This is a genomic window from Flavobacterium sp. ST-158, from assembly GCF_058309975.1.
Genome location: NZ_JBZEEN010000001.1, coordinates 753,729 through 776,105 on the forward strand (window position 1 = coordinate 753,729; position 22,377 = coordinate 776,105).

21 protein-coding genes are annotated in these 22,377 nt (G+C 32.9%); 5 read left to right on the top strand and 16 right to left on the bottom strand.

Annotated elements, in window-relative coordinates:
• The first annotated feature begins 133 nt into the window (after nucleotides 1–133).
• From AC4FRF_RS03175 to AC4FRF_RS03185, 3 genes are read left to right on the top strand one after another with little or no spacing between them, the layout of a single operon-like run.
• Entirely contained in the window at nucleotides 134–1,570 is a 1,437-nt protein-coding gene (locus tag AC4FRF_RS03175; protein ID WP_491158004.1) for a circularly permuted type 2 ATP-grasp protein, read from the top strand.
• A 35-nt stretch (nucleotides 1,571–1,605) separates the two neighbouring features.
• Nucleotides 1,606–2,559 (top strand): alpha-E domain-containing protein, encoded by a 954-nt coding sequence (locus AC4FRF_RS03180; protein ID WP_491158005.1) that lies wholly within the window; start codon nucleotides 1,606–1,608, stop codon nucleotides 2,557–2,559.
• A 5-nt stretch (nucleotides 2,560–2,564) separates the two neighbouring features.
• The gene (locus tag AC4FRF_RS03185) at nucleotides 2,565–3,539 is read left to right on the top strand and encodes a transglutaminase family protein (RefSeq protein ID WP_491158006.1); all 975 of its coding nucleotides are present in this window, start codon (nucleotides 2,565–2,567) and stop codon (nucleotides 3,537–3,539) included.
• A gap of 92 nt (nucleotides 3,540–3,631) precedes the next feature.
• Here the strand turns inward: AC4FRF_RS03185 and AC4FRF_RS03190 are convergent, their stop codons facing one another.
• The 15 genes from AC4FRF_RS03190 to porW form a co-directional block, all read right to left on the bottom strand.
• Entirely contained in the window at nucleotides 3,632–4,909 is a 1,278-nt protein-coding gene (locus AC4FRF_RS03190; RefSeq protein WP_491158007.1) for a murein hydrolase activator EnvC family protein, read from the bottom strand.
• Between the two features lie 24 nt (nucleotides 4,910–4,933).
• A complete protein-coding gene (gene lolB1 / locus AC4FRF_RS03195) occupies nucleotides 4,934–5,710 on the bottom strand; it encodes a lipoprotein insertase outer membrane protein LolB1 (RefSeq protein WP_491158008.1) in 777 nt (258 codons plus the stop codon).
• Nucleotide 5,711: 1 nt separating this feature from the next.
• The gene (locus AC4FRF_RS03200; protein WP_491158010.1) at nucleotides 5,712–7,061 is read right to left on the bottom strand and encodes a tetratricopeptide repeat protein; all 1,350 of its coding nucleotides are present in this window, start codon (nucleotides 7,059–7,061) and stop codon (nucleotides 5,712–5,714) included.
• 32 nt (nucleotides 7,062–7,093) lie between these two features.
• Nucleotides 7,094–8,104 carry a sugar phosphate nucleotidyltransferase gene (locus AC4FRF_RS03205; protein WP_491158011.1) on the bottom strand — a complete coding sequence of 337 codons (1,011 nt, stop codon included), beginning with the start codon at nucleotides 8,102–8,104 and terminating at the stop codon, nucleotides 7,094–7,096.
• Nucleotides 8,105–8,186: 82 nt separating this feature from the next.
• On the bottom strand, nucleotides 8,187–8,621 hold the full coding sequence (dut, locus tag AC4FRF_RS03210; protein ID WP_491158012.1) for a dUTP diphosphatase: 435 nt from the start codon (nucleotides 8,619–8,621) through the stop codon (nucleotides 8,187–8,189).
• 42 nt (nucleotides 8,622–8,663) lie between these two features.
• On the bottom strand, nucleotides 8,664–10,130 hold the full coding sequence (locus tag AC4FRF_RS03215) for a lipopolysaccharide biosynthesis protein (protein ID WP_491158013.1): 1,467 nt from the start codon (nucleotides 10,128–10,130) through the stop codon (nucleotides 8,664–8,666).
• Between the two features lie 227 nt (nucleotides 10,131–10,357).
• Nucleotides 10,358–11,218: an ATP synthase F1 subunit gamma gene (atpG, locus tag AC4FRF_RS03220; protein WP_491158014.1), complete on the bottom strand. Its 861-nt coding sequence runs from the start codon at nucleotides 11,216–11,218 to the stop codon at nucleotides 10,358–10,360.
• A gap of 72 nt (nucleotides 11,219–11,290) precedes the next feature.
• Nucleotides 11,291–12,868, bottom strand: a complete 1,578-nt coding sequence (gene atpA / locus AC4FRF_RS03225) for a F0F1 ATP synthase subunit alpha (protein ID WP_491158015.1) — start codon at nucleotides 12,866–12,868, stop codon at nucleotides 11,291–11,293.
• A 37-nt stretch (nucleotides 12,869–12,905) separates the two neighbouring features.
• On the bottom strand, nucleotides 12,906–13,439 hold the full coding sequence (gene atpH / locus AC4FRF_RS03230; RefSeq protein ID WP_491158016.1) for an ATP synthase F1 subunit delta: 534 nt from the start codon (nucleotides 13,437–13,439) through the stop codon (nucleotides 12,906–12,908).
• 4 nt (nucleotides 13,440–13,443) lie between these two features.
• The gene (locus AC4FRF_RS03235) at nucleotides 13,444–13,944 is read right to left on the bottom strand and encodes a F0F1 ATP synthase subunit B (protein ID WP_491158017.1); all 501 of its coding nucleotides are present in this window, start codon (nucleotides 13,942–13,944) and stop codon (nucleotides 13,444–13,446) included.
• A gap of 119 nt (nucleotides 13,945–14,063) precedes the next feature.
• Nucleotides 14,064–14,255 (bottom strand): ATP synthase F0 subunit C, encoded by a 192-nt coding sequence (gene atpE, locus AC4FRF_RS03240; RefSeq protein WP_486241319.1) that lies wholly within the window; start codon nucleotides 14,253–14,255, stop codon nucleotides 14,064–14,066.
• Between the two features lie 110 nt (nucleotides 14,256–14,365).
• The gene (gene atpB / locus AC4FRF_RS03245; RefSeq protein WP_491158018.1) at nucleotides 14,366–15,526 is read right to left on the bottom strand and encodes a F0F1 ATP synthase subunit A; all 1,161 of its coding nucleotides are present in this window, start codon (nucleotides 15,524–15,526) and stop codon (nucleotides 14,366–14,368) included.
• 546 nt (nucleotides 15,527–16,072) lie between these two features.
• A complete protein-coding gene (locus tag AC4FRF_RS03250) occupies nucleotides 16,073–16,303 on the bottom strand; it encodes an AtpZ/AtpI family protein (RefSeq protein ID WP_491158019.1) in 231 nt (76 codons plus the stop codon).
• Complete coding sequence (locus tag AC4FRF_RS03255; protein WP_491158020.1) at nucleotides 16,269–16,673, bottom strand: bactofilin family protein; 405 nt, start codon at nucleotides 16,671–16,673, stop codon at nucleotides 16,269–16,271. Before AC4FRF_RS03255 ends, AC4FRF_RS03250 begins: the two co-directional genes overlap by 35 nt.
• Before the next feature lie 2 nt (nucleotides 16,674–16,675).
• Nucleotides 16,676–19,300, bottom strand: a complete 2,625-nt coding sequence (gene porW, locus AC4FRF_RS03260; protein WP_491158021.1) for a type IX secretion system periplasmic lipoprotein PorW/SprE — start codon at nucleotides 19,298–19,300, stop codon at nucleotides 16,676–16,678.
• A gap of 360 nt (nucleotides 19,301–19,660) precedes the next feature.
• Between porW and AC4FRF_RS03265 the strand changes: the two genes are divergently transcribed.
• A complete protein-coding gene (locus AC4FRF_RS03265; RefSeq protein WP_491158022.1) occupies nucleotides 19,661–20,710 on the top strand; it encodes a 2Fe-2S iron-sulfur cluster-binding protein in 1,050 nt (349 codons plus the stop codon).
• 134 nt (nucleotides 20,711–20,844) lie between these two features.
• The gene (locus tag AC4FRF_RS03270; protein ID WP_491158023.1) at nucleotides 20,845–21,588 is read left to right on the top strand and encodes a carboxypeptidase-like regulatory domain-containing protein; all 744 of its coding nucleotides are present in this window, start codon (nucleotides 20,845–20,847) and stop codon (nucleotides 21,586–21,588) included.
• A gap of 10 nt (nucleotides 21,589–21,598) precedes the next feature.
• On the opposite strand, the gene AC4FRF_RS03275 is transcribed toward AC4FRF_RS03270, so the two are convergent.
• Nucleotides 21,599–22,360, bottom strand: coding sequence for a GLPGLI family protein (locus AC4FRF_RS03275; RefSeq protein ID WP_491158024.1), 762 nt, complete (start codon nucleotides 22,358–22,360; stop codon nucleotides 21,599–21,601).
• Nucleotides 22,361–22,377: the final 17 nt, after the last annotated feature.

Below are 22,377 nucleotides of genomic sequence, written 5' to 3' on the forward strand. Positions count from 1 at the left end.
AAAAGAATGCTATATTAATTATATTATTCTCAACATTATTTAATTTACATATCCTTAAAATTATTAAATTAGCCTAAATACTGATGTTTTTATAACCAAAATTGGTTTTTATTAATTTTTCAATAATTAGAGGATGGTAAATTTAACGCCGAAATTAGGCCCAAAAGGATGGGATGAAATGTTTTCTAAGGAAGGAGTAAGAGACTCTTATAAACAAGTATTGCAAACATTAGAAAGTTTGGATCTTGAAACACTTGATTTAAAACAGAAACAGGCTTCGGATATTTTTATGAACCAGGGGATTACATTTACTGTTTACAGTGATGATAATCAAGGAATTGAAAGAATATTTCCTTTTGATATTATTCCCAGAATCATTACCAAAAACGAATGGGCTGAAATTGAAACAGGAATCACCCAACGATTGAATGCCTTGAATTTATTCCTAGAAGATATTTATAATGAACAAAACATTATAAAAGACGGCATTATGCCTGCTTCATTGATTGCCTCCTGTCCTCATTATCTCCCAGAGATACAAGGTGTTAAAGTGCCTCATAACATCCATGTGCATATTGCAGGAATCGATTTAATTAGAGGAGAAAAGGGCGAATTCTATGTTCTTGAAGATAATTTAAGATGTCCAAGCGGTGTAAGTTATATGCTTGAAAACCGAGAAATCACCAAGAGGATTTTTCCGGAGATGTTTAGTGAAAACAATGTAAGTATGGTGGTCAATTATCCGATGATTTTTCACAACATCTTAGTGTCTTTATCTCCTAGAAATATCTCAAAACCCAATGTAGTTTTACTGACTCCTGGAGTGTATAATTCGGCATATTACGAACATACTTTTTTGGCTAGACAAATGGGAGTGCCACTTGTGGAAGGTCGTGACCTTGTGGTAAACAATCACAAAGTGTATATGAAAACCACTTCGGGATTGCAACAAGTTGACGTCATCTATAGACGTTTAGACGACGAATACTTAGATCCATTAGTGTTTAAACCCGATAGTGCCTTAGGAGTTCCAGGACTAATAAGCGCTTATAAAATGGGAAATGTAGCCCTAGTAAACGCCGTAGGAAATGGTGTTGCCGATGATAAAGCGGTTTATGCTTATGTTCCAGCCATGATTAAATATTACCTGAACGAAGAACCTATTCTTAAAAATGTGCCCACCTATCAAATGGAAAACCCTGAGGAAAGAGAATTAGTTTTTGCCGATATGGAAAACATGGTTATCAAAGAAACCAATCAAAGTGGAGGGTATGGAATGATTATGGGAAACAAAGCTACCGCAGAAGAATTAGAGGAAGCTAAAATAGCTATTGCCAAAAATCCTCGCAATTTTATTGCACAACCTATCATACAATTGAGTACCGTGCCTTGTTTTATTGATGGCGAACTAAAACTAAGGCATGTTGATTTAAGACCTTATGCTTTGTGTGGTCCTAATGGAGTCCAAATTGTACCTGGTGGTTTAACCAGAGTAGCTTTAACCGAAGGTTCATTGGTAGTGAATTCCTCCCAAGGTGGTGGAAGTAAAGATACTTGGATAATGAAATAATAAGAATTGGTTATTAACCTTTTAAAGAAATAGTTATGGGAGTAAATATGCTTAGTAGAGTTGCAGACGGAATGTTTTGGCTCAATAGATATATGGAAAGGACTGATGGTATGTTACTAACAACTAACATTCTATACATCATGTCTTTTGATAAAGAAACAAATGATTATCAAGGATACAAACCCTTATTAAAATATTATACGGATCTCTATCCTGAATACATCACCCAATACCAATTTGATACAAATTTTGTGTTGAAATACATTATTTGCGACAGCAACAACCACAATTCGGTCAAGAACCTTATCACTAAGGCCCGAGAAAACGCAAGAGGTTCGCAGGATAAAATTACTAAGGAACTTTGGGAGCACATCAATTCAATGTACCATTATATCAAGGCGCCTGATTTGCCCCAACGATTGGAAACTCATGAAGCCATCACTATTTTGGCTAAACTCAATAAAGATTTCTTACTCTATAATGGAATTTTTCATGTTACTATGCCTCGAGGATTGGGATGGAGTTTTTCCAGTGTTGGAAAACATATTGAAAGGTGTTTACAAACCATTTCGATGACACAGTCGTATTACGAACCTATTGGTTACAATCTAGACAGTAATGAAGATTTATTGTATTGGAGAAAGCTTTTACTGTCCTTGTCCGGTTACGAATTGTATCTAAAAAGTTATAGCAATAACACTCATAATCGCAAAGTAATTCAGCATGTGATTTTTAATCCTGATTTTGCACATTCGGTAATTTTTACATTGGGGCTAATAGAAACCTATTTAGATTTTATTCTCAAGAGCAATAGTTTTGTAGAAGCTACCACCATGCGCAATCAATTTGGACGACTCAAAAGCTCATTAGAATTCACGGATTACCATCATCTAACAAGCCAACAATTAGAACAAGTACTTAATAACACCAAAGAACAATTGATACAATTTTCGATAGATTTTTCTAAATTATTCTTTTCTCATTCCTAAAAATTATGGCAGTCTACAACATCAATCACATCACAAAATACCAATACAACTTACCGATTAAGGAAAGTATCAATGAAATTCGTTTGTTTCCTCATAATTTCCTAAATCAAGACGTATTGCAGTTCCAATTATTGATATCACAAAATCCGGACGTTTCCAGTTCTAATGATTATCATGGCAACCGTGTGGGGAATTTTAACACCTTATATCCTCATAACGAGATGACTATTGAAACCCGAATGAAAGTTCGTGTCAATCATTCGCTTAAAATACCTGAAATTGATGAAACAAAACCAAGCGATTTAGACTTAGAAAATGACATCTACCTGTTGCGACTTTGTTATCCGGAAAGCATCAAAAAGCAAAATGAAATTAAAGCCATTTTGAAAGAAATTGATGCTACTAATAAATCCATAATAGAAATTACTCAACTATGTAGTGAATATGTTTATAGTAATTTTGAATACAAAAAAGGAATTACCACTATCAACACTACCATTGATGAAATCTTAGAACTTAAAAAAGGCGTTTGCCAGGATTTCTCCCATTTGTTATTACAACTATTGAGAACAGCAGGTATTCCTTCCAGATATGTAAGTGGCTATGTTTGTTCTAATGAAACTGATCTCCGCGGAGAAGGCGCCACGCATGCCTGGGTGGAAGTATATACAGCAAAACAAGGTTGGCTGGGTATTGATCCTACCAATAACATTTGGACTATGGACAACCACATCAAACTTTCGGTTGGAAAAAACTTCACTGAATGCACGCCTCTAAAAGGAACTTTCAAAGGCATCTCTAAACAGTCACTTTCTGTAATGGTTTCTATTGGCTATGAAGACGGAAGACAATACGAAGAAGTAAACAATGTGCAATTACAACAGCTCTCTGACGAATATTTGGTACAATTGGATTTTGCCGAGCAGCAACATCACGAACAACAACAACAGTACCAACAGCAACAACAACAGCAACAGTAATTTTTTCTATAAAAAACCCAAATTTCAACAGTAAACATAAAAAAAGCGAATCAGAAAATCCGATTCGCTTTTTTGCTTTCATCAAGTATTTGTTAATTAGCTAACCAACCTTGTGGATTCATATAAGTAGTATTTTGTAATAATAAAAACTTAATTACAGTTTTTCCGGTATCGCCATTGGTACGGATTCGACCAATATTTTGTTTAATACTTACTTTTTCTCCTTGCGATACATTAACTGAACTCAAATATTGATACACTGTAAAATAATCTCCGTGCTGAATAATAACGGCTTTATTTACTGGTGATATAATCTGTACACTAGACACCACTCCACCAAAAACAGCTCTGGCATTGGCTCCTTCATTAGTGGTAATTTCCAAACCACTATTGTGTACTACTAATGTATTATAAATAGGATGGGGCTGGTCTCCATAACCTAAGGATATAAAACCTTTTTCTACAGGCCATGGCAGGCTTCCGCGGTTGGCTCTAAAATTATCGGCTATAATTTTATCCTCAGGTGTCAATTCAATTCTGGAAGAAGATACCGATGCCTTAGAAACTGATTTTTTTACTTCGGTTGTTTTAGATTTATCTCCGCTAGCTGCAGCTTTAGCTCTTTCAAGCGCTGCTTTTCTATTGGCTTCGGCAATAGCTTCACGAATCAAACGATTAATTTGAGCATCAATCGTTTTAAATTCTCTTTGTTTTTTTCGAATGTCAGAAACAATTTTGTTTTTGTCTTTTTTTATCGAATTAACCAATTTTTCTTGCTCTTGTTTCTCTTTTACAAGCTCCAATCGCTCCTTTTGATTTTCGGCCAATAATTTTTGTTTGGCTATCTTTTGAATCTTTAATTTTTCGTTATAACTAATTAGTTCTTTCGATTTTGCATTAATTTCCTCGCCTTGCGATTTTCTAAAACTGGTATATTGTTTTAGATATTGAGCTCTTTTGTAAGCTTGCAAAAAATTCTCGGAAGAAAGAATAAACATCGCTCTACTTTGTTCGGAGCGGCTTTTATAAGAATTTACAATTTTCTTAGCATAATCTTCTTTCAATACTTTCAACTCCCTATTCAATTTATTTATTTTAAGCTGATTGCGATACATGTCATCGGCTAAAAGTCGGGTTTGTTTTTCAGTAGTACTAATCAAATTTTCTTTCAGTCTAATTTTGTTTTTTTGAATCAAAAAAACATTCATAGCTGATTTTTCCTTTGACTTAACGTTTTGCAACATCTTTTCATTGTCTCTAATTTCTTTTTGAATTTGAGCTTTGCGTTGTTCTAACTTTTCTTGCTGCGATTGACTCCAAATTGTAGAAGTCAAGCACACAAATAGCAGGCTAAGGAAATATTTTGGCATCTTAAAAAATATATTTATGCAAATTTACTTAATTATTATTCTTTTGTAACCATCTGGAACACTATATGGAAAAGAAAGTTCTTCATTGAATGAAACGGAGTTGTAATTCAAGTTTATTTCCGATTTTCCTTTAGGTTGTTCTGTTTTGATTTCCACACTTGCAGGCAAATTAGCTTCTTTATAAGCTACTCTTTCCGGATAAGAAATTTGAATGGTTCTGTTTTCAGCCTTTTGTGCAACTTCTTGTTTGTTTACAGTAAAATCATTTGGATTAAAATAATAGCTTTTTTGTGTATTTCCATTATTAGCATCATCTAATCGATACAAATTGTCTAGCAAAACCTGCGTGTATTTTCCTTGATACATATCGTCCAAAGTTTCTCCTACTAACATATTTTGAATTTTATCGTAATCCAAATCCGTTCCTAACCATTGGCTCAACGCACTGAAATCGCCTTCAAAATAAGTGCCTTTTATTTTCTCGTAATAACTAACCGATGTTGGTGTAATTAATGCTTTTGCCATTGTAATGCCTATAAAACGAATGCTAACTAAAATCTTTTGGTCTTTCTTGATTCTAATTTCGGCAGTTACATTTTGGGACTGTTTATCATCAGCATAACGCGCATTGGCTTTGATATATAATGTAGAAAAATCGCTTTTATTGCTATAATGACTGTCTATTATTTTTGAAACTTTCATGTTTTCAACTGGTTCAGTAACCGTAGTCGAACTAACAATAGCTTTGGGTTTACAGGAAACCATAAAAATGATAGCTAATAATGCTAAGAATTTATTCATTTTATTTTTGTTTTTTTAATAATTCGTCCGCTTTCGAAAAATAAAATACTTTCTTTTTAGTATCTCCTAAACCATTATAGGCTTCTCCTAGCTGAATGTTATAATTTATTTCTAATGTAATATCGTCTACTACATAATCCATGCCCATTTCAAGCATATCCTTTGCATTTTTAAATTGTTGCAATTGATTGTAGGCTAATCCGGCATAATAATAAAACTGTGGTTGTACTGGATACAATTCCACCATTTCACTCGCAGTTGTAGCCATTTTATCAAATTGATCCGATTGAACGTAGACATCCAATAACAGCAAATTAGTTTCTACATCCGTTGGATTGCTGTTTTTAAACGAAAGTTGATAATATTTTTCCGCCTTATCCCATTGCTTTTTGTTATGGTAATATTTACCAATTTCCTTAGCAACGTTTACATCTTTATCCTCTTCAAAATATCCAATTGCCTTATCTAAATCAGCTGTATATTGTGGATGCGCATTGACATAAATTAAAAACTCATTAAAAATGCGATGCTTGATCTTGTTATCAATTTTAGTACTTGACAAAACTATATCCATAGCTTTTATGGCTTTTTCAGCTTCATCAAGTTCTAAATAGTTTTTAAACAAACTCACTTGAGCCCATTCTGAATTCGGAATTTCTTTTTCTAATTGATGGGCTGTTTCCAGTACTTTTTCTAAATCATCTTTCTTAGAATAATAGTAAATCAGTGAAATATAATTTTCCTCAACCTTAGGATATTTTTTAATTTGCTCCTCTAAGTTGTTTATTTCGGCATCTTGGTATTTTCCTTGCGATAAGATCTGTAATTTATAATTCTCTCTTCTGTCTGATTTTCCAACGGTTTCATTCAATTCATTAATGAGCAACAAGGCTTTTTCAAATTCGCCTGTATTCATATAAAGTGATGTCAAATCTTCTTTAAACTTCGCATCAAATGGAATGAGTTTATTGATTACTTTAACTCCATCAACATAATCTTTCGTGGCATAATCAACATCATACATTCCTATCAAAAACCATTTATTAGTTGGATCTATTGTACTGGCTTTTTCAAAAGAAGAATAGGCATTTTTATAGTCTTTTTGAGCAAAATAATTCTTTCCTAGTTCGTTATAAATAGCGGCATTATTCGCGTCAATTTTTAAACAACGTTCTAAGGCAACAATAGCTTTATCATAATTTTCGATACCTTTTTGTTTTAAAGCTTCAAAAAAATAATCCTTAAACTTATTGTCGTCAAGTTTAATTTCTTCAGGCTCCGTTTGTCCCCAAGACAAAGCCGAATTGCTTAGCAAAACCAACATTATCATTAAAGAAAAGGCCTTTTTCATTGTAACAAATTAGACGATTTTATAACTCAAAATTATTCTAATACCGAATAATCTCCAATACTGATGCTTGTAAAATTGCCATCAAAACTAGCATGATTACCAATCATAGCATTGTCTAAATTAGCATTTTTAATATGAGCATGTGTTTGAACCAAACTGTTTTTGATACTGCTGTTAACTACGTGGCAACCATTCCCTAAAGAGACATTTGGTCCTACAGTAGCATTGATTAAAACCACATCATCTCCAATAAAACAAGGTTCAATGATAGTTGAATTTTCTGTTTTTATATTTTTAGATACCAAGCTTTCTTTGTCTTCTGCAAGGAAAGCAAGCATCCTTGAATTAGTTTCTACTGTAACATTTTTGTTGCCACAATCCATCCAGGCACTTACTTCGCCAGTTTTAAACACTTTTCCATTAGCCATCATGTTTTTGATACCATCGTTAATTTGGTATTCGCCACCATTTTGGATGTTGTTGTCTAGAACATTTTGCAATTCTTGTTTTAAAATAGCAATGTCTTTGAAATAGTAAATTCCAATAACTGCCAAATCACTCACAAATTCCTTTGGTTTTTCAACCAATTCTATAATTTCGCTATTTGCGTTTAATTTTACTACTCCAAAAGCTTCTGGATTTTCAATTTGTTTTACCCAAATTACCGAATCAGCAGTTGGATCCAATTCGAAATCAGCTCTAATCAATGTATCAGCATAAGCAATTACTGCTGGTCCAGAAAGCGAATCTTTGGCACACATAATGGCATGACCTGTTCCTAAAGCTTCATTTTGGTAATAAATAGTTCCTTTAGCTCCTAATTTTTCGGCAATAGCAATTAAATCCTGCTCAACTTTTTCGCCAAAACTTTCGTGAATGATAAAAGCAACTTCATCGATTTCTTGATTTAATACTCCAGCAATATCTTCTACTAATCGATGTACAATTGGTTTTCCAGCAACTGGAATTAATGGTTTAGGTATGGTTAGTGTATGTGGGCGTAAACGTGAACCACGTCCAGCCATTGGAACAATTATTTTCATGTTTTTGATTGAAAGATTAAAAGATTATCAAATTGAAAGATTAAAAAATCTTTCAATCATTGAATCTTTAAATTATTAAATTTTATTTTACTCCGGTACTTCCAAATCCACCAGCACCTCTTGAAGTTTCTGATAATTCTTGTACTTCAAACCATTCGGCGCGTTCGTGTTTGGCAATGATTAATTGAGCAATGCGTTCCCCGTTTTGGATTTCAAAAGCTTGATTGGATAAATTCACTAAAATCACGCCTATTTCGCCACGGTAATCGGCATCAACCGTTCCAGGACTATTCAAAACTGTAATTCCGTTTTTAAACGCGAGTCCGCTTCTTGGTCGTACTTGTGCTTCGTAACCTATCGGTAATTCGATAAAAAGACCTGTTTTAACAATAGTTCTTTCTAAAGGTTGTAAGACTATCGATTCTGTTAAATTTGCTCTTAAATCCATTCCTGCTGAAGCTATGGTTTCATAGTTAGGCAAGGCATGTTGTGATTTATTGATAATGTTTATTTTCATATTTATATTTTTAAAGTAGGAACAGGTCAAAGCTTATTCTTACTAGTTGTTTTTGCGTTTAATAATATTCATCAGTGTGGCTTTTTCATTATGGTAAATGAAATAAAGAAACAAAACTAACAAACCGATTCCAACAAAGTAATTTTCTCTAAAATAGTAAAAAGAAACCACCGAGAATAGTATAGACAATCCTAGATAACCACCTATTTTTTTGAAATCATAAGGAATAGGATAATATTTATTTCCCAGATAATAGGAAATTAACATCATGCTTCCATAAGCAGCTAATGTTGCAATGGCCGAACCTACATAACTATGAGAAGGAATCAATAAAAAGTTAAGTACTAAGGTTATGATGGCACCAACTATTGAGATATAAGCCCCCACATAGGTTTTGTCAATCAATTTGTACCAAACAGAAAGGTTCGTATAAATTCCCAGACAGAAATTGGCCAAAATAATCAACGGCACCACTTTCATGGCTACCCAATAGGATTCATCCCGAATCATAATAATTTTAAAAAGGTCAGCAAAAACAATTACACTAAGCATAATAAACGAACCAAAGATGACAAAGTATTTAGTCACCATAGCATAGGTTTGTGGCGCATTTTCATTCTTAGCATGACTAAAAAAGAATGGTTCAATTCCAAGCGTATAAGCGGTACGGTATAAAACCATAAATAATCCCAACTTATAACAAGCCGAATATACCCCTACTTCAGAATCAGCAATGCTTTTAGGCAATAATTTAGACAATAAAATTTTGTCAAATTGCTCGTTGATAGCAAAGGCAATTCCGGCTACTAAAATAGGCAATCCATACACCATCATTCGCTTCCACAAACTAAAATCGAATTTCCATTTTAGAAAAACATAATCTGGAGATAAAACCACAAAGGTTAATAAACTAGAAATAATATTAGCCAAGAAAATATAACCTACTTGGAAATTCTCGATATAAAAAGAACTGACAATTCCTGTTGGATGTGAAGCCGATAATTTGGGTAAATAAATTAAGAAAACGATACTTAATAAAAGATTTACTAAAACATTTCCAATCTTAATTATAGCATACATAATTGGTCTTTGGATAGCTCTTAATTTGGAAAAAGGAATAATCACCAAGGCATCCAAAGCCAAAATCCAAATGGTATAGGTGATGTATTGGGAATCGATTCCAGACCAATCCGCTAAGGTTGTACGGTATAAAAGTGCTAGAACTAAAAAAACAATGGTGGTCCAGAAAATAGAAATCATCGAAGTTTCTACTACTGTTTTTTTATTGTCTTCTTTATTATAAAATCTAAAAAAAGCAGTTTCCATTCCATAAGCCAAGATTACATTGAAAAAGATCATCCATGAAAATATGATGGTTACTTTTCCATACTCGTCTTTTGGAAGTAAATCAGTATACAGCGGCACTAACAGAAAACTGAACATTCTAGGTATCACCGTAGCGAGTCCGTAAATGGCTGTTTGTTTAAAAAGATTTTTATATAAACCCAAAATGTGATGTCTTATAGATATTCAAGAAACAAAAATAACTAAATCTTTGATTTAATCGTTCAAGCTGAGAAATGATTCATTATCTTTTTTATAACGAATAAAAAGATAATCTATTTTAATTGCAATGAAAACAAATTTAATGTACCCGACTTTGTAATTTACTTATAACGTTAAATAAAAAAGTCCCGCGATTGCGGGACTTTTTAAATCTATATTGAATAAAAATATTATCCATTCAAAGCTTCTGCTCCACCAACAATCTCTAAGATTTCGTTAGTAATAGCAGCTTGACGTGCTTTGTTGTATGTTAATTTTAATTGATTTCTCAATTCAGTTGCATTATCGGTTGCTTTGTGCATTGCTGTCATACGTGCACCATGCTCAGAAGCAAAAGAATCACGGATTCCTTTGTACAATTGTGTTTTCAATGATTTAGGAATCAAAGTCAATACAATCTCTTCTTTAGATGGTTCGAAGATATAATCTCCAGCTGCAACATTTAAATCTGATTTTACTGGAGCTAATGGTAAAAATTGTTCTGTTTGAACAATTTGAGTAGCCGCATTTTTAAATTGGTTATAAATCAATTCAATTCTATCGTACTCACCACTAACAAATTTTTGAGTTAATGTTTCAGCAATAGCCGCTACATTATCAAAAGTTAAATCATCAAAAATTGCACTTTGATTGTCAATAACTGTATTTGTTTTGCATAAAATATCATTTCCTTTTTTACCAATAGCAAAAACATCAACTTGCTTTCCTGCAAAATAAGCTGCACGATTTTTAGCTTCTTTAATTACATTGGTATTAAAAGCACCACATAAACCTCTGTTAGAAGTGATAGCAACTAATAATACTTTTTTTACCTCACGTTGTGTAGTAAATTCTTCCCCAATTCCTCCGTCAAGAGTAGCAGAAAGACCTTGTAATAATTCCGTTAATTTTTCGGCATAAGGGCGCATGGCTGTAATTGCATCCTGAGCTTTTTTAAGCTTGGCTGCAGATACCATTTTCATCGCCGATGTGATTTGCATCGTAGATGAAACGGAAGTAATTCTATTACGGATTTCCTTTAAGTTTGCCATTTTTTATTAAGTAAATAGTAATAAGTAATTAGTGACTAGCTTTTGACTAATCACTAATTACTATTCACTAGATTAGTTATATTTTGCTGATACTTCTTTTGCTACAGATTCGATTACGTCGGTAATTTCGTCTGTTAATTTTCCAGCTTTCAAAGCATCAAGAGTTGGTCTGTGCTTAGCGTTCATGAATTCTAAGAAATCTTTCTCGAATTCTTTTACTTTAGCAACAGGAACATTTCTTAATAAGTTTTTAGATCCAGCATAGATAATCGCTACTTGGTCTTCAACAGTATAAGGATCGTTCAAACCTTGTTTCAAGATTTCAACGTTTCTTTTTCCTTTTTCAATTACATTTAAAGTAACAGCATCAAGGTCAGAACCAAATTTAGCAAACGCTTCCAATTCACGGAATTGAGCTTGGTCTAATTTTAATGTACCTGATACTTTTTTCATTGATTTAATTTGAGCATTACCTCCTACACGAGATACAGAAATACCTACGTTGATTGCAGGACGAACCCCTGAGTTAAACAAATCACCATCCAAGAAAATTTGCCCATCAGTAATAGAGATTACGTTTGTTGGGATATATGCAGAAACGTCACCAGCTTGAGTTTCGATAATTGGTAAAGCTGTTAATGAACCTCCACCTTTTACGATTCCTTTGATAGAATCTGGTAAGTCGTTCATGTTTTTAGCAATTCCGTCATCAGCGATAACTTTACAAGCACGCTCTAATAAACGAGAGTGTAAGTAGAAAACGTCTCCAGGATAAGCCTCACGTCCCGGTGGTCTTCTTAATAAAAGAGATACCTCACGGTAAGCAACAGCTTGTTTAGATAAATCATCATAAACAATTAAAGCCGGACGACCTGAATCTCTGAAATATTCTCCGATTGCAGCACCTGCGAAAGGAGCATAAACTTGCATTGGAGCAGGGTCAGAAGCATTAGCAGCAACGATAACTGTATAAGCCATTGCTCCTTTTTCTTCTAACATTTTTGCAATTCCTGCTACAGTTGAAGCTTTTTGTCCAATAGCAACATAGATACAAAATACTGGTTTACCAGCATCATAAAATTCTTTTTGATTTAAGATAGTATCGATACAAACAGTTGATTTACCTGTTTGACGGTCACCAATAACCAACTCACGTTGTCCACGTCCAACAGGGATCATAGCATCAACCGCTTTAACACCTGTTTGTAATGGTTCTGTTACTGGTTGACGGAAAACTACTCCAGGAGCTTTTCTTTCTAATGGCATTTCGTATAATTCTCCACCGATAGGTCCTTTACCATCAATTGGCTGACCTAAAGTGTTTACTACACGTCCTACCATTTGTTCTCCTACTTTAAGAGAAGCAATACGTTGTGTTCTTTTAGCAGTAGAACCTTCTTTGATTCCAGTAGATGGTCCTAAAAGTACCACCCCTACGTTATCTTCTTCTAAGTTCAATACAATAGCCTCAAGACCATTTTCAAATTCTACTAACTCTCCATATTGTACATTCGAAAGCCCGTAAATACGAGCAATACCATCTCCAACTTGAAGTACCGTTCCTACTTCCTCTAGCGTAGCGCCAGATTCAAAACCTTCTACTTGCTTTCTTAATATTGCTGAAATTTCAGCAGGTTTGATTTCCGCCATCTTAATTTATAATTTAGACACTTAATGTGCAATAAAACTAGTTACTTAATTCTTTTCTTAATACTTGTAATCGGTTGGCAATAGAAGCATTGTACTGCTTATCACCTATAGTTAAAATAAATCCTCCAATAATGGCTGGATCTACAATATTATTAATTGTCACTTTTTTATCTGACAAAGATGCAATTTTAGCTAATACTTTAGCTTCTAATGCTGCATCCATTGGGATAGCTGTAGTTACCTTTGCAACTTCAACTCCATTTTCAATGTCAAATAAATTAGAATATGCTACTGCAATAGCTTCCAGAATTTCAAATCTTTTATTTTCGAATAATAAATGAAAGAAACCTTTAGTTACACCATTGATTGTAGCAAAAACTTCTAACAATGCTTTCTCTTTTACTTCAACACTTACAGTTGGACTCTGGATAAAAGTATTTAATTCAGAGTTACTTTTAATGGTTGATGCAATTAAAATCATATCGTTATTTACCTCAGCGGCTACTCCAATAGAGTCGGCCATACTAAGGATTGCTTTTGCATAACGAATTGCTGCTCTTGTACCTGCCATAATATTAGTTTAGCTTTACGTCACCTAACATTTTCTCAACTAATTTAGTTTGAGCTTCAGTATTAGATAATTCGTCTTTCAATAATTTCTCTGCAATACTCAATGACAATGAAGAAACTTGTAATTTCAATTCTGCCATTGCTGAGTTTTTCTCACTTTCAATTGCTGCTTTAGCTTGCTCGATCATTTTTGCTCCTTGCGCTTGAGCTTCTGTTTTAGCATCAGCAACCATTTTCTCTTTCATTTCACGAGCTTCTTTCAACATAGCATCACGCTCCGCTCTCGCTTCATTTAAGATTCTTTGGTTATCAGCCTGAAGTTCTTGCATTTCTTTTCTAGCATTTTCAGCAGATTCTAATGCATTCTTAATTCCTTCTTCTCTTTCATTAACGGCATCAAGAATAGGTTTCCAAGCGAATTTTTTCAATAAAAATATTAATCCAACAAATATTAATACTTGCCAAAAAAACAAACCAAACTCAAACTGATTAATTAACTTTTCCATTATATATAATTCTAAGTTTTATATTCTAAATTTAATCTTATTGCAATCCTGCAATGTAATGTTTTAATTTTAAAATCAATAGTTACAACCAACCGTTGTAACTATTGATTTTTTTAGTCTTATTTCGCAAATAAAGCAGCGAAACCAATACCTTCAATAAGTGCAGCAGCGATAAGCATAGCTGTTTGGATTTTACCTGAAGCTTCTGGTTGACGAGCAATAGCGTCCATTGCTGAACCACCAATTTTACCAATACCTAAAGCTGCTCCGATAACAATCATTCCTGCTCCTACGATTTCTGGAATTTCCATAATTATATATATTAAAAATTAAACATTCAATTTAATGGTTATGTGTTATTAGTTAAATGTTATACGTTCAAAAACTGCCGAATAAATCTTAACTTTTAACCTATAACTTTTTAGTGGTGCCCTTCTTCGTGGTGGTGTTCTTCAACCGCAGAACCGAAATAAAGCGCTGATAACATTGTGAAAATATACGCTTGTAAGAAGGCTACCAAAATTTCAACTATTGAAAGTACAAATGCTAATCCAAATGATAAACTACTTCCAATCCAGCTTTTAAAGATAAACATTAAAGCGATAATACTCATCAATACAATGTGTCCTGCAAAAATATTCGCGTACAAACGAATCATTAATGAGAAAGGTTTAATCATAACACCCAATAACTCAATTGGTGCTAAAATGATACGCATTGGTTTTGGCACACCCGGCATCCAAAAAATGTGTCCCCAATAATTTTTGTTGGCAGTAAGATTTGTAATTAAAAAAGTTAAAATTGCTAAAGAAAAAGTAATTGTTAAATTTCCTGTAGCGTTAATTCCTAGTGGTGTTAAACCGAAGATATTTAAGAACAATATAAAGAAGAAGATTGTCAATAAATAACTCATGTATCTTTTATAGTGTTTCTCTCCAATGTTCGGGATAGCAATTTCGTCACGCACATAAATTACAAGTGGTTCAAAGAAACGACCTGCACCAGAAGCGATTCCTCCATTTTTAGCATACGATTTTGCTAAACTGGTGAAAACAAAAAACATTAAAATAGCAGCAGCAATAATTGAAACTACCGTTTTAGTAATTGAAAAGTCAATAGGACGAACATTAGTAGGGAAACCTGTTTCTTCATTCTCAGTAATTGTTCCTGAAGCATCTGTTCTATAAATTTTACCATCGTGGTGGTTGATAGCGTAATAGTTACCATTAGATTCTGCTACCTCATGTCCGTGGTTAAATTTAGCCGAAGAAAAAACGTGTAATCCATTATCCCATAAAATAACTGGTAAAGAAATTCCCCAGTTTTCTCCTGTTTCATCATCTTGAGTCAATGAAAAATCATGAGAATCTAAAACGTGGTGACCAATAAAAGCTTTAATTTTAGATTTCAAATCTGTTGGTTCAGCATGACCTCCTTCATGGTGTCCTTCAGCTACTACTTCATGAGCTGCTTCTGCATGTTCTTGTGTCGAATCAACTTCTTGATTTGCAAAACTAATCATTGGAAGACACGCTAAAAATGCTACTAAAATCAATCTAAGTGGTCTCTTTAAAATCACCATAATTACAAAATATGTTATATTTACGTTTCTAAAATTTGGCGCAAAGGTACATTTTTTATTAATATCCGAAAGGATATGAAAATATATTTTTTTTAATACCTTTATAAAAGCCGTTTTTTAAGGCTTCTCGCTTAATATTCTTATAGTTACAATTGTTTCAATTGTCAAAAAAAGGACAAATAGAATAAAAAAATTCATTTTTTCCGTGGCAATATCATAATGCTTAATCTTCAAAATTGGCCTCAAAAGCAAATAATAAAACAGCATTTTGACACTGGTTAATAACAAGAAAGACATTCCTAACTGATCAAAATTGCGCTCTTTTATCTTTAGCAAAATAGTAATTATAATTATTGAAAGAATAAAAAAGATGCCATACAATTGTTCTAAGCTATAATAAAAAGCATCTTGATTGATCTTAAAAAAATAAAAAACCAATTTATGTATTCCATAAGCTATAATTACTGATACTAGTAAAAATAGAAATGACCTGTAATTTTTTAAAAACATAATCGCTGTTTTGCTTATAAAGCGCGTTTATTTTAATTATTCTTTTTCCTTATTAATCTCGTTTACCTGCCTTATTACATTATACAATGCTAAGAACACCCCTACCATCACCAAAACCTTATTGTAATATATTTTAGGGCTGGGATGATTTTCATCAAGCCAATCACCCAAATAAGAGAACAAAAATATGATTACCCCCATTTGAATGGGAATATTAATTAAAGCCAGCCACTTACTTGATTTTTTGTTGTTGGGTTTCTTTTCCATCGCTTGTTAGTTTTACATTTTCTTTCATAGAGCAGGAAGCACTAAAATCGGCACCAGGTTCTACTGATAATTTGCCCACGATAACATCGCCTTGGATACTCGCTTTGGATTTTATATTTAACAATTCAGTTACTTTAATGTTGCCATTAAATTTTCCTTCAATATCGGCATTGTTACAACTAATATCGCCTGTAACACTTCCTGTAGGCCCTATTACCAGCTTTCCGGTAGATTGAAAATTCCCAATTAATTCTCCGTCTAATCTAAAATCAGCTTTCGAAATTATATCTCCTTTTATTACAGTTCCTTCAACAATTCTATTGGTTTTTCCTAAAAGGTCAGTATAGGGTTTTTCTTTTTTATTAAACATCGTTATTCTTTTTTTGCTTCTAAATAGGAATTTAGATTTTTCTTGATTTGGATTATTTTATAATTTTCATTCGAAATAATAATAGCTGGCGTTGCTATTTTATAACTTGGATTTTCTTTTAATAACTGTGCCACACCCGCTGCATATTCCTGATTGGTAATTCCTTGAATAATTACAAAACCTGTATTTGCATCATAAGAATTAAAAGCCAAGTTTAATCTTTGAGCATTCTCAGCACTCATAAACTTTGTTATTTTTTCTTGAATGGCTTTTTTATCATTTTCCGCATCTAAAGCTAATGGATACAATATTTTCCAATGATTAGATGCTTTGAAGTCAAAATCCATTTTTTCTAATAACGGAATTTGTTCGGCCAAGATGTTATGAGCACTTTTTCCTTCTTCGGTATTTGGATACATATCTGCTACGTTTTCTAAAGCTTCTTTGTAAGCTGCTAATCCTTTTACTTTAGCAATGGTATTGGCTTTTAAAAGTTCAAATTTAGGTACCACTTCTTCTCCCGAAAATTGCTTGATTAATCCATCTATCTTTCCTAATACTGCATCAAATTCTTCGTTACGGTATTGCTCGTATATTTTTTTATACACCACATCAGGACTTCCCTCCTCTACCACTACATTGCCGTTATTGATAATTTGTGCATAACGCGAATCTGGGTATTGAGAGATAATTTTGTTCTTGATGTTTTCGGCTTTGTCAGCATCAGAAACTTGATAAATTTTATACAAATTGTATAAACTAGGTAGGATTAACTTTTCCTCTGGTTTATTGGCTAATAACTCTTCTAATTTTTTAGCAGCCAATTCATTTTCTTTGAATTTTTCCTTGTAAATAATCCCCAATTGATAGTAAGCTTCATTGCGTTCTTTAGCAATGCTATCAATAGCAGCTGTGGTTGTAGGCAATTGATTCAAATAAAAATCCGAATTGTATTTAGGATTTCCTTCTTCTTTTGCAATAGAATCGTTAAGAATATCTTTTTGAGCTACCGCCAAAGTATCTTTAGCAAAAGCATCATTAGCAATGTCATTAGCCGAAGAAGACAACCTCCAATAACCAGTAGCAGTACGTTTGCCCCAATTTTTCTTAAAGGCCACTTTTCCAAAAGAAACCGTAGTTGGGTTGTAAAAATAAAAGTTATTTTCAGATGAAAGACCATTCATTGATGGTGGAGCAAATGGCGTTCTAGGCAATGATTTTCCATTGGCACCCACTGCAACATCGGCCACATTAGCTTGACTATTTCTTGCTATATTTTTTTGTTTCTCGGCTTCTTTTTCTTCTAAAATTCGTTTAGCCTCATCTTCTTTTTTTAATTTTTCGATATAGCCATTAAAATAAGCCACTTTTTCGGATTCTGGCAATCCAACTACATGAAGAATACTGTCATTTCTAACCGCTATGGCTTCGTATAAAATAACTTCATCTAAATTTTTTCGCACTTTATCAATGTGGATAAACTCTCTGGTTTTTGGGTTGAGTTTTACTAAAGTACTATCGTAATATTTAGCTGCAAGTGGATAACGTGCATTTCTAAAATGTAAGTTTCCTATATTTCTATAATCAGAAGCAATTAAATAATTATCCGCTTGGGCTTTATCTAAAGAGGCATTGTAGTATTCTAATGCCTTGTCTTCTTTTCCTATTTTATCATAAAAAACCCCCATTTGATAGTTTAATATGTCTAAAAACGGTCGGTTTTCTCGGTTTGCTAATAGTTTATGATACTTTTCATCAAAGGCAAATTTATCTCCATTTTGATAATCAAACAATTCCGCTAATCTCGCCTGAGATTGCATCATGTATTTCCTATCCGATTTTCGATTCATTTTAATCACTGCCTCATAATAAGCACGCGCCTGATCCTTTTCTCCTTTTTCCTGATACAATTGTCCGAGAATAAAACGGTATCGGGCTTTTTCATTATTATGTGTACTAAAATTTACTGCTTTTTTTAATTTGACAATAGCACTGTCTTTTTGTTCCAAATTTAAAAAAGAAGCGGCAAGAAGCGCATTGGCATCAGCCAAAACCTGTTTTTTAGCTTTGGTTTCTTTGAGCATTTTAGTAATGTTTTTAATGACTAAAGCATCATTACCTAAACGCATATTGGTTTTTTCACGCCAAATTTTAGCTTCATCAATTCGGCTGCTGTTAGGATATTTGTATAGAATATAATTAAAAGCGTCTAGGGCTGGAATAAATCGTTTGTCGTAATAACGGGATTTTCCTAAAAGTAAATAGGCTTCGTCTATTTGAGTATTGCGTTCTCTTCCCTGAATATTCATGGAATGTTTTTGGATAGCCTTAGTTGCTTTGGTCTCCGCCAATTTAAAATCGGCATTTTTAGTAGTATCTGCAACCACTAAATCTTCGTCAATATTCAAAGGTTCGATAGGCAAAATATCCCAAAAATCATCTTGATTACTGGCTTCAATTCCTTTAATTCCTTTATCCAATGCTATTTGTCCGTTGTATAAAATATTATACTTAGTACTTAACGCATGTGAATTTCGAGCCAAAAAAGTATCCTTCTTAGTAGAACAGGCTACTAAAATGCACAAACAGCCTAAGGGAATTGAATATTTAATTCTATTGGTTTTCAATGGTTCGCAGTTTTTATCATTAAACTTTTAAAAAGTTTTTTTAGTATAATGACTGGTAAAAATACGTTTCTTTTTGAAATATAGAAATTTAAAGTCTTAAAATGCATGGCTTTCAATTAGAACAATCTTAAAATAATTCAAAAATTGATGACTCAAACTAATTATAGCCCACTGAAATACTAAAAATCAATTGTTTAAATAAAAAACCTAAAAACATGAATTAGTAAAACAGCTACTTTTTTTAATATAATTTTTAATAAATAGTTTTTATCAACCAAAATTGATTATTCCTCAAAATATTCCGTTATTACATATCTTAAATTATATTGGGTTTCCTATTTTTGTAAAAAATTATATCACATGCCAAATTTTCTTAAACTCCTTATAAAAGAGGTGAAAAGAGAAACTGCCGCTGCCGTTTCAATACTTTTTAATGTGCCTGAAGAATTAAAAGACAATTATAAATTCATTGCAGGACAATATGTAAACTTAAGACTTACACTAGACGGAAAAGAAATTCGTCGTGCTTATTCTATTTGTTCCTCACCTGAAAGTGGCGAATTACGCATTGCCGTTAAAGCCGTTAAAGATGGTTTGTTTTCTCAATTTGCAAATAAGCAATTAAAAGCAGGCGATGTACTGGAGGTAGGAAAACCAGAAGGAAAATTTACCTTTGAACCAGATGCAAGCAGACAAAAAAACTATGTTGCCTTTGTTTCTGGAAGCGGGATTACTCCTGTTCTATCGATTATCAAATCGGTTTTAAAAAGCGAACCAAAAAGTTCATTTGTTTTGGTTTACGGAAATAAATCACCTGAAGAAACCATTTTTCACCAAGAATTACATGATTTGCATTTGCAATACGTGAGCCGTTTGTTTGTGCATTATGTCTACAGTCAGGCTAAGGCTGATGAAGCTTTATTTGGTCGTATTGACAAATCGGTGGTGAATTATGTCTTGAACAACAAACACGCAGCCGTAGAGTTTGAAAAATTCTATTTATGCGGACCAGAATCTATGATTGATAATGTTTCTGGGATTTTGAAAGAAAAAAATGTAAAAGATTCGGCTATTAAGTTTGAACTTTTTACAGCTTCGGCTTTTGAAAACGAAATCAAAGATTTAAGCGGACATTCTAAAATTACCATTATGGTGGATGATGAAGAAACTTCGTTTGAAATGTCTCAAAAAGAAACCATTTTAGAAGCTGCCTTAAAACAAGGAATCGATGCGCCTTATTCTTGCCAAGGCGGAATTTGCAGCAGCTGCCTTTGCCGCGTAACGGAAGGAAGCGCCGAAATGAAGAAAAACTCTATCCTAACTGATAAAGAAATTGCCGATGGCTTAATCCTGAGCTGTCAGGCACATCCAACATCAGATACTATTTATGTGGATTTTGATGATGTATAGTCTTTAAAATTCCAATTAAAAAATTTCCAAATTCCAATAACTGAAAGCTTCTCTGAAAAGGGAAGTTTTTTTGTTTTAAGAAAGTTCTTATATTAGCAATGAATAAAATAATTTTATACGGTATAAACAGGAATATGAAAAGACAGAACTATATTTTGAAAATTGATACCCCTTGTCATCAGGATTGGAATTCAATGACAAAAACTGATATTGGAAAATATTGCTCGAACTGTTCAAAAAAGGTCATTGATTTTACTTCACTAACAGATAATGAAATTATTCAAATCATTGACAAAAAATCAGATAAGCTCTGTGGTCGTTTGAATAAACTACAAATAAACAGACTTATAGAAAATAAGCAACTGTCTAAGCATTCAACATTATATAAAACATTAACTGGACTTTTTTTATTGGGAACTGCAATAAATTCATTTGCAAAAAACAATCTTTTATCAAAACAATCTTCTCAAATGGAAATTGTATCAATTGCTGATAAAAAAACAAATAATACTTCTCAAGAAAAGCAGAAAAAAGAACCAATTTTAGATAGCTTAAAAAATATAATTCAAGGAAAAGTAATTGACCTACAATCAAAAGAACCATTACTTGGTGCAGCGGTCTCAATTAAGAACTCAAACACAGTAACTACAACAGATATGGATGGAAAGTTTAAACTAATAATTCCTAATCGTTTATTAACAGACAAAATTCATCTTGTAATCTATTATTTAGGTTACGAAAACACTGAATTTTCGATTGACAAAAGAACTTTACCTGTGACTAAAGATTTTTTAATTATTCAAGCACAGCAAAGTTTACTTGGTGAGGTCGTAGTAATTAAAAAGAAAAAATGGTGGCATTTATGGAAAAGTAAATAATTTATAAAGCTTACAAAAACGCATTCCACAAGAAAATATTCTTCTGTCTTTCATTTTCTTCCTTATCATCACCATAGCTATACCAATCTTTAGTTTTCTCTTCAAACAGGCTTTTTAACTCCTTTAAGTCATAGGTTTTTTTGGCTGTAATGGGTTTAATAATTGAGGTGTCACTAACAGACACATCGACTCTAGTAGCAACGTAAGAGGTATATAAACGTGGAATAGTAAGCCCTAAGATCATTCCTGGCAAACCACTTATAGAAACTGGACCTCCAGAAATAGTAATATCATCGGTATAAAAAGCAAATATGTAGACTTCGCCCATAATTTTACCAATGGCTTTGCGACAATTATAACCGGCAATTTTCCTGTTTTCGTTGGTGATTTTCCATTCAATTTTTGGAATACTATCGGCTACAACAAAAAGAGTTCCTGCAATTTGTTTTTGCATATTTAGCACTCCTGTATTAAAATCAAAATACCAGCTGTTCTCTTCCTCTGTATCTTTTAGGTATTTTGGAATCCTTGTTTTTGGACTCCATCTATCAAATTTAAATATGCTTTTATTATCCGCAAAAGTATAGTTGAAATAAGAAATTTTAAGGTCAGAGAGATTCTCTTTCATCTTCTCATCCCAACTATCATTACTCATCGTTTTTTTTAGATTGGTATTTACCTCGTATTCAATTACAGCTTTATCAACAAATTGCTGCGCATTTGATGCCATTGAAAAAAAGACTGCAGTTATAAAAAAAAGTATTGTTTTCATCGTTTGTATATTATAAG

Excerpts from the sequence above, each read along its gene's own strand:
- AC4FRF_RS03175 (WP_491158004.1), top strand. The coding sequence starts at position 134 with ATGGTAAATTTAACGCCGAAATTAGGCCCAAAAGGATGGGATGAAATG.
- AC4FRF_RS03180 (WP_491158005.1), top strand. The coding sequence starts at position 1,606 with ATGGGAGTAAATATGCTTAGTAGAGTTGCAGACGGAATGTTTTGGCTC.
- AC4FRF_RS03185 (WP_491158006.1), top strand. The coding sequence starts at position 2,565 with ATGGCAGTCTACAACATCAATCACATCACAAAATACCAATACAACTTA.
- AC4FRF_RS03190 (WP_491158007.1), bottom strand. The coding sequence starts at position 4,909 with ATGCCAAAATATTTCCTTAGCCTGCTATTTGTGTGCTTGACTTCTACA.
- lolB1 (WP_491158008.1), bottom strand. The coding sequence starts at position 5,710 with ATGAATAAATTCTTAGCATTATTAGCTATCATTTTTATGGTTTCCTGT.
- AC4FRF_RS03200 (WP_491158010.1), bottom strand. The coding sequence starts at position 7,061 with ATGAAAAAGGCCTTTTCTTTAATGATAATGTTGGTTTTGCTAAGCAAT.
- AC4FRF_RS03205 (WP_491158011.1), bottom strand. The coding sequence starts at position 8,104 with ATGAAAATAATTGTTCCAATGGCTGGACGTGGTTCACGTTTACGCCCA.
- dut (WP_491158012.1), bottom strand. The coding sequence starts at position 8,621 with ATGAAAATAAACATTATCAATAAATCACAACATGCCTTGCCTAACTAT.
- atpG (WP_491158014.1), bottom strand. The coding sequence starts at position 11,218 with ATGGCAAACTTAAAGGAAATCCGTAATAGAATTACTTCCGTTTCATCT.
- atpA (WP_491158015.1), bottom strand. The coding sequence starts at position 12,868 with ATGGCGGAAATCAAACCTGCTGAAATTTCAGCAATATTAAGAAAGCAA.
- atpH (WP_491158016.1), bottom strand. The coding sequence starts at position 13,439 with ATGGCAGGTACAAGAGCAGCAATTCGTTATGCAAAAGCAATCCTTAGT.
- AC4FRF_RS03235 (WP_491158017.1), bottom strand. The coding sequence starts at position 13,944 with ATGGAAAAGTTAATTAATCAGTTTGAGTTTGGTTTGTTTTTTTGGCAA.
- atpE (WP_486241319.1), bottom strand. The coding sequence starts at position 14,255 with ATGGAAATTCCAGAAATCGTAGGAGCAGGAATGATTGTTATCGGAGCA.
- atpB (WP_491158018.1), bottom strand. The coding sequence starts at position 15,526 with ATGGTGATTTTAAAGAGACCACTTAGATTGATTTTAGTAGCATTTTTA.
- AC4FRF_RS03250 (WP_491158019.1), bottom strand. The coding sequence starts at position 16,303 with ATGGAAAAGAAACCCAACAACAAAAAATCAAGTAAGTGGCTGGCTTTA.
- AC4FRF_RS03255 (WP_491158020.1), bottom strand. The coding sequence starts at position 16,673 with ATGTTTAATAAAAAAGAAAAACCCTATACTGACCTTTTAGGAAAAACC.
- AC4FRF_RS03265 (WP_491158022.1), top strand. The coding sequence starts at position 19,661 with ATGCCAAATTTTCTTAAACTCCTTATAAAAGAGGTGAAAAGAGAAACT.
- AC4FRF_RS03270 (WP_491158023.1), top strand. The coding sequence starts at position 20,845 with ATGAAAAGACAGAACTATATTTTGAAAATTGATACCCCTTGTCATCAG.
- AC4FRF_RS03275 (WP_491158024.1), bottom strand. The coding sequence starts at position 22,360 with ATGAAAACAATACTTTTTTTTATAACTGCAGTCTTTTTTTCAATGGCA.